Below are 5,623 nucleotides of genomic sequence, written 5' to 3' on the forward strand. Positions count from 1 at the left end.
GAGTCCTTGAGCTTGCTTATGAGCTCCCTTCCCTTGGGAGTAGACATGAGGCTTTTGCCCTTCCTGACCACATAACCTCTCTCAAGCAGGGTGTTTATAATATCTGCCCTCGTTGCAGGAGTACCCAAGCCGAGCTTCTCCATTACTTTGAGCAGGCTTCCTTCCGTATACCGGGCAGGTGGTTTTGTCTTTCTCTCCTCACCCTCTACCTTCACCCTGAGAACCCTATCCCCCTCATGCAGCTGAGGAAGTTTACTTTCTTTCTCCTTCTCCCGATACAGGACCTTCCACCCGAGGTTTATATCTCTCTTTCCCTTTGTAAGAAAGCTGTATCTGCCGAGCCTGGTTATCACGGTTGTGGTCTCGTATTCGTAATCGGGCATAAAGGCTCCTATGAACTTCCTCAGAACAAGCCCATATATCTTCCTTTCATCCTCTTTAACATTAGGCGGGAGGGGAGCGAGGGGGATTATAGCATGGTGGTCTGTAAGCTTGCTATCGTCAAAAACCCTCCTTCCTACTGTATCCACCCTTTCTATGAGCTCATCTTTTCCTAACTTCCGGAGAATCTTCTTGACAAGCTCCTTATTGGAGTTTCCCAGATGCTGAGCATCGGTCCTGGGATAGGATAGGACCTTATAGTCCTGATAGAGCCTCTGGACTATGTCCAGAGTCTTCTTAGCGGAAAATCCGTACAGGCGGTTGGCTTCCCTCTGGAGAGAAGTGAGCGAATGAAGGAGCGGGGGCTTTTCCCTCTTTTTCTGTCTTTTTACCTCTAAGATGCTTCCCCACTTTTCTTTCTCAAGCTCCTTGAGAATAAGAAGCGCTTTATCCTTTGAAAGCCTGAAGTTCCTGTCCTCTTCCCCTCCTTCTTCTCCATCCTCTCCATCTTCATCAGTATCCTCCAGCGCATCTCCCACCAGTAGCCACCCTTCATACAGCTCTCCCCCTTTATTGAATTTTCCCTTTATCACCCAGTAAGGCTGGGGTTTGAAATTCCCTATTTGAAGGTCCCGCTCCACAATTAGCTTCAGGGTAGGGGTTTGAACCCTTCCAACGCTCCACACACTTCCGTCCGAAGACTTCAGGCTCACCAGCCTCGTGAGATTGATACCTACTATCCAGTCCGAATGTTGCCTTGCAAGGGCAGAGTAATAGAGAGAGTCAAAGTTCTTGGCAGGCTTAAGGTTCTTTAATTCTCTTCTTACAACATCCGGAGTCAAGGCTTCGGAAGTCCAGAGGCGGTAAGTTTTGTCCCAATTCTTCCATCCTGCCTGAAGCAGTATTAGCCTCGCTATCAGCTCACCTTCCCTTCCTGCGTCTGTATTTATTATCACCGCATCTGCCTTCTTGAGGAGCTCCTTGATGACCTTGAACTGTTTGCCTACCCCTTTGGTAAGCTTGTACTTGAACTTTTCGGGGAAAATAGGGAGAGTATCCATGCTCCACTTCTGAGGAGCCACCGAATCATCTATCTCAAACAGGTGACCGAACGCCCATGTGATGGCGTATTCTCCCGCTTCAATATAGCCATCTTTTCTATCAAACCTTCCCAGAGATTTTGCTACGTCAACCGCAACGCTGGGTTTTTCAGCGAGTATTACTTTCATGAATTGCTACTCAACTTCCGCTACCAATCCGCCGTAGAAGGTGTAATAAATAGAAACAGTACATATGTACGTTTTACCATCCGCAAGAACCTTCACAGGGAACTGATCTTTGGGTAGCGTATCCTCTTGGAGCACATATAGTAACTCCAAATAATCACCCCAATGAGTAATCCAAGCCGCTTTGGTTCTACCTACTGGAGCCATAATTTTAGCTCCGCCCGATGAACTTCTTATGAATACCCTGAAGCCTCGCAGGCTTTCTCCCTCAGTGATAAGTTCAGTTTTAATAGCAGATTTGACTCTGGTTTGTATATGTTTCGGACAAAGAACTGAAGCCCATGAAAGGGAAGCAATCAGGAGAGTCAGTACCAACTTTATAAGCATAACTCACCCTCCTCAACTTAAATTTGGAAAATATCCCCTATACTGTCATTCCATCCGACGGTTTTACACATTTTAATCGGAATAGCTCTAAATTCCCTGCCATCGCGGGAACTCGGCAGTTTATCTACCTTTTCTACTATCTCTGATAGAGTAATCCAAAACCATGTTCTATAGGCGTAAGCCTCGTTGCTGATTGCTAACCAAACTGGAATCCTGAAAACTCTCTCAAAAGCAATTAATTTGCTTATGTCTCTTTCTTCGTCAATAATAAACGTTTCGTGTTCCTGTTGCAACTCTCTGCTTTTTACATCTACCGCTATTAGTCCGAGCCCTTTAACGAGAATGAGGAAATCGGGTCTTTTAGCTTCTATGTCACGGAAGAAAGTTGCAAATAGCTCCGGACTCTGTTCTACATACAGATACGGATAGCCTTTAGAGTCCAACCATTCCTTGAACCTTTGTTCTGCTTCGTTAGCAACAGGCATTCCTCCTACCTCCTGTCTAGGCTCCTTGTTATTTATTTTAAGGATGTCTGGCAAGAGATAGGTTATTATTCCCCTTAGTTTTATTAGAGGGTGTCTGGGGGATGTAAGGAGCAGATGGGTGTAGCGTTCTGGATGTAGGGTGTTCCTATGGATTATTTCGTTATTAACTTGTTTATACATTCCGCAATTCCCCATGCGTGAGGTAGGGGCAAAAACATATACGCCCTGTCTTCTTCCCGAGACCCCTCTCCTACCCTGAAGGTTATGTAGGTTTTAAAGTGTATGTTCTTCTCGGTCAGGGTCTTCCTTATGAACGGTGTGGGGAAGATACCTTCTTTGTCGCAATATTCCCTGAGCTTGGCTACGGCTTCATCTACCTGATTTTGAAGTTTAGGGTTTTCCGTCTTGAAGTAGTCTCCGACCATTACGTAGCCTTTCCTTCCTGCTATCTTCCTGCGGTGCACAAGTCTTCCGAGGACGGCGGTTCGGATTGCGGATGTCAGCCTCCCCGCGGAGCCGGTGTCAAAGATGACCTCTTTTACCGCATCGCCTACCTTAACGCTCATGGTGATTACGTCCTCCTCCCTCTCCGCTTTTATGTGAATGTTGAGGTAACTGTATGAGAAAAAGTCATTAAGTCCCTTCAGAAGGAACTTTGAGAGTGCCCCCGCCTCAAAGTTAGGTATCTCTACAAAGACCTTTTCATTATCTCCCTTTCTTACTCTTATCCTCACGCATCCTGGTTTCTTTCCATTTTCAAAGTAAACTCCGTCGCAAACTTCCCTGCCCGTCCATAGTCCCAGTCCGAGTATATCAAGTGCACCAACCATGTTTGGAAGAAATACCTTTCTGACACTTCTTTTGACTTGTTCTCCGCCCGTAATCTGGAAAAGAATTCCGGAACCTTGATCTATAGCGGTAAGACTAAATTCCTTTGAAGCAGTGTAGTAGCGCTTCTCAATAACCGAACCTATTACAACCTCCATGACCTGACCTCCTGACGGAAAGTCCGCAATTTGAGGTTATTACCTTACGTAGGGAAAAAACACCGCCTTTCGTGTTTGTTTGTGAGGTTATAGCATCAAAAAGCAAGACAAGTTTGAGAGAGTTTGTTAAAGTTTAGATAGCTAAATATTTACATATCTACATGCCGGCGTACAATGTACTTCAATAGCTTTTTAGATAGTTAAATATTGCAATATTTAGCTATTCACAGTATAATCTTCCATATGAAAGTTCTGAGCGTGGTAAACCAAAAAGGTGGTGTTGGGAAAACGACGCTGGTCTTTAATCTTGCGCATCTGCTCCACGATGAAGGTGTAAAGGTTCTTGCGGTTGATCTTGATCCTCAGGCTAATCTTACCATGAGCGTGATAGGTGAGCTATCTGAGGACGAAAAGACAAGCTACGAAATGCTTCTTAACGGGGAGCTGCCTATAAGGAAAACAGGCAGTTTTGACATTATTCCTTCATCTCTCCTTCTTGCGAATGCTGAACTTGAGCTCGTATCTTCCCTTGCGAGGGAGCACCGGCTTAGCAAGGCTCTGAACAAGTTACAAGAAGGCGAATACGACATCGTCATCGTTGATACGCCGCCTAACTTAGGCATACTGACACTGAATGCACTGATAGCTTCGGAAGGCATACTTATACCCTCTGAGACCCGCTTTTACGGCCTTGCAGGCTTAAAACATCTTATGAGGGTGCTTACTGAGCTCAAGGAGTTTGCCAACAAAGAGGTGGAGGTTGTGGGAATAGTACCTACTATGTTTGAAAAGGCGGTGACCCTTCACAATGAAGCTCTTGAAGAGCTCAAGGCTCTTCCCTATAAAGTACTTCCGCCTATCTATAAAAGAAGTGCTTTCCAGTATTCAAGTATTAGTAGACGGCCGGCTTACAAAGAGAGCCTTGATAAAGATACTTTCGAAAATCTGAAGGTCATATCTGAGGAGGTGAGAAGATGGCTAAAAGAGGACTGATAAAAGGCTTCCTGTCTGGACAATTAGAAAATCAAATATCTGAACAATCAGCTACTCAAGTAGCTAAACAATCAGAGAAGGAATCAGCAAGGGTAAGGCAAAAAGAGTCCCGCGATAAAGATGTAGATAGTCAGATATCTAAACAACCGAATAATCAGACAATTGAGAAGTCAGAAGCTGCGGCGTCGGAGGGCGGACAGGACCTCAGAAAGCCAAAAAATCAGATAGCTAAAAAATCAGATAGTCAAACAGGTGGAAAATCTGGAAGGACCGTAAAGCATAAAGAGTGGAAGTTTAAGGGCTTTTACATATCACCCGAGAACGAGATAAAGCTCAAAGAAATAGAGATGCGGTTTTTAAAGACTGGCCAGAGAATGGATCTCTCTGACATACTTAACCTTGCTATTGAAAAACTTCATGCTTCTATGGATAGGGATTATAACTGAAAATTGTATGCATGAGGATTAAGGTCGGTAAAGGTCCTTACGGAAAGAAGTGGCACCTGCTCAGAGAGGATGGCTATCCCGCCTGTGGTTATACATCTTTCAACTGGAGAAATGGCATAGAAGTGAGAGAGCTAACGAAGAAGGAACTAAGAAAACTGAGCCTCTGTGCCAATTGCAGGAAAAAGCTCAAATAGCTCCGGGACATCTTCAAATTCCATGTATGCATGAAGATATGCGATGAATTCTCTGAGCGTTTTGATGGGTTCTCCCCTGAGGACTTTTTCTCTCACCTTTCGTGCAAGTCTCTGATAATCCACCTGCTCGTAAAGGACATCTTTGATGCCTACTTTTGCTACATCCCAAAATTCTTTCCACGTTAGTCTTTTCTCTTGTTTGTCTTTAGATCCCGAGGGACGCCCTACCTTCGGGCTGTAATCCCAGAGGAAGGAAAGGTCGTATTGCGGTTTCCCCCCGTGATTCTCTTCAAGAACTTCCTTTACTTCCTTTATGGTTACTTTTCTCTTCTCGGGTTTGGGAGCGGGAAATATCTCCTCGACCTGAAGCTTGAGGAGTTTCGTGCAGGCCTGAAGAAACCTTCCCGCCTCCTCGAGGTATTCCCACTCTTTAAGCTTCTCGGTTTCTTCTTTGAACAGCCCGATTAGATACTGAAGGTCCACATCGAAGGGATCTACCCTTCCCTTTTCAATTTCGGAAAGAAC

The 5,623-nt window shown here is 44.9% G+C and carries 8 protein-coding genes; 3 read left to right on the plus strand and 5 right to left on the minus strand.

Annotation, left to right across the window (positions count from 1 at the left end; translation table 11 throughout):
* The 4 genes from ACWB1W_RS04425 to ACWB1W_RS04440 form a co-directional block, all read right to left on the minus strand.
* Window positions 1-1,610: DNA topoisomerase (locus ACWB1W_RS04425; RefSeq protein ID WP_479370183.1), on the minus strand; the 1,610-nt coding region annotated here is incomplete at its 3' end.
* 6 nt (window positions 1,611-1,616) lie between these two features.
* Window positions 1,617-1,994: a hypothetical protein gene (locus ACWB1W_RS04430; RefSeq protein ID WP_479370184.1), complete on the minus strand. Its 378-nt coding sequence runs from the start codon at window positions 1,992-1,994 to the stop codon at window positions 1,617-1,619.
* Window positions 1,995-2,011: 17 nt separating this feature from the next.
* Complete coding sequence (locus tag ACWB1W_RS04435; protein ID WP_479370185.1) at window positions 2,012-2,659, minus strand: hypothetical protein; 648 nt, start codon at window positions 2,657-2,659, stop codon at window positions 2,012-2,014.
* Window positions 2,632-3,465, minus strand: coding sequence for a hypothetical protein (locus ACWB1W_RS04440; protein ID WP_479370186.1), 834 nt, complete (start codon window positions 3,463-3,465; stop codon window positions 2,632-2,634). Before ACWB1W_RS04440 ends, ACWB1W_RS04435 begins: the two co-directional genes overlap by 28 nt.
* Window positions 3,466-3,708: 243 nt before the next feature.
* On the opposite strand from ACWB1W_RS04440, the gene ACWB1W_RS04445 reads away from it, so the two are divergent.
* From ACWB1W_RS04445 to ACWB1W_RS04455, 3 genes are read left to right on the plus strand one after another with little or no spacing between them, the layout of a single operon-like run.
* Entirely contained in the window at window positions 3,709-4,458 is a 750-nt protein-coding gene (locus ACWB1W_RS04445; protein WP_479370187.1) for a ParA family protein, read from the plus strand.
* The gene (locus tag ACWB1W_RS04450; RefSeq protein ID WP_479370188.1) at window positions 4,440-4,904 is read left to right on the plus strand and encodes a hypothetical protein; all 465 of its coding nucleotides are present in this window, start codon (window positions 4,440-4,442) and stop codon (window positions 4,902-4,904) included. Before ACWB1W_RS04445 ends, ACWB1W_RS04450 begins: the two co-directional genes overlap by 19 nt.
* A gap of 11 nt (window positions 4,905-4,915) precedes the next feature.
* Window positions 4,916-5,098 (plus strand): hypothetical protein, encoded by a 183-nt coding sequence (locus ACWB1W_RS04455; protein WP_479370189.1) that lies wholly within the window; start codon window positions 4,916-4,918, stop codon window positions 5,096-5,098.
* Here the strand turns inward: ACWB1W_RS04455 and ACWB1W_RS04460 are convergent.
* Window positions 5,051-5,623: segregation/condensation protein A (locus tag ACWB1W_RS04460; RefSeq protein WP_479370190.1), on the minus strand; the 573-nt coding region annotated here is incomplete at its 5' end. The two genes, ACWB1W_RS04455 and ACWB1W_RS04460, sit on opposite strands and share 48 nt — an antisense overlap.

It is taken from the genome of Aquifex sp., from assembly GCF_056494385.1.

Excerpts from the sequence above, each read along its gene's own strand:
- ACWB1W_RS04445 (WP_479370187.1), top strand. The coding sequence starts at position 3,709 with ATGAAAGTTCTGAGCGTGGTAAACCAAAAAGGTGGTGTTGGGAAAACG.
- ACWB1W_RS04450 (WP_479370188.1), top strand. The coding sequence starts at position 4,440 with ATGGCTAAAAGAGGACTGATAAAAGGCTTCCTGTCTGGACAATTAGAA.
- ACWB1W_RS04440 (WP_479370186.1), bottom strand. The coding sequence starts at position 3,465 with ATGGAGGTTGTAATAGGTTCGGTTATTGAGAAGCGCTACTACACTGCT.
- ACWB1W_RS04430 (WP_479370184.1), bottom strand. The coding sequence starts at position 1,994 with ATGCTTATAAAGTTGGTACTGACTCTCCTGATTGCTTCCCTTTCATGG.
- ACWB1W_RS04435 (WP_479370185.1), bottom strand. The coding sequence starts at position 2,659 with ATGTATAAACAAGTTAATAACGAAATAATCCATAGGAACACCCTACAT.
- ACWB1W_RS04455 (WP_479370189.1), top strand. The coding sequence starts at position 4,916 with ATGAGGATTAAGGTCGGTAAAGGTCCTTACGGAAAGAAGTGGCACCTG.